The 746-nt window shown below is 48.8% G+C and carries 1 protein-coding gene; it reads left to right on the top strand.

Going from position 1 to position 746, the window contains the following annotated elements:
• The coding region (locus tag MD535_RS25750; RefSeq protein ID WP_279348381.1) for a transketolase-like TK C-terminal-containing protein at positions 1-746 on the top strand (746 nt) is incomplete at both ends.

Genomic DNA, 746 nt, shown 5'->3' with positions numbered 1-746 from the left:
CCTTCTAACCTAACCATGTGGTCTGGTTCTAAGTCGCTAACGGCAGAAGACTTCTCAGGTAACTACATCCACTACGGTGTTCGTGAATTCGGCATGACGGCTATCATGAACGGTATCGCTCTGCACGGTGGTTTCGTACCGTACGGCGCGACATTCCTAATGTTCATGGAATACGCTCGTAACGCAATGCGCATGGCTGCTTTGATGAAAGTTCAAAACATCCAAGTGTACACGCATGACTCTATCGGTCTTGGCGAAGATGGTCCGACTCACCAACCAGTTGAGCAAATCGCATCGCTACGTTTAACTCCAAACATGAGCACATGGCGCCCATGTGACCAAGTTGAATCTGCAGTGGCTTGGAAACTGGCGATTGAGCGTAAAGATGGCCCTACATCTCTGATCTTCTCTCGTCAGAACCTTGCGCAGCAAGATCGTGACGCAGAGCAAGTAGCAAATATCGCCAAGGGTGGTTACATCCTGAAAGATTGTGCAGGTAAGCCTGAGTTAATTCTTATTGCAACAGGTTCTGAGGTTGAGCTAGCTGTTGAAGCGGCTGCGCAATTGACTGCTGAAGGTAAAGCGGTACGTGTCGTTTCAATGCCAGCAACCGATGCATTTGATAAGCAAGATGCGCAGTACCGTGAATCTGTATTGCCATCTGACGTGACAGCTCGTATTGCAGTTGAAGCGGGTATTGCTGACTTCTGGTACAAGTATGTTGGCTTTGGTGGCAAGATCATCGG

Source organism: Vibrio qingdaonensis (genome assembly GCF_026191675.1).
GTDB lineage: Bacteria > Pseudomonadota > Gammaproteobacteria > Enterobacterales > Vibrionaceae > Vibrio > Vibrio qingdaonensis.
Note: the sequence above shows the minus strand (reverse complement) of the source record. Positions and strands in the feature narration are given on the sequence as shown.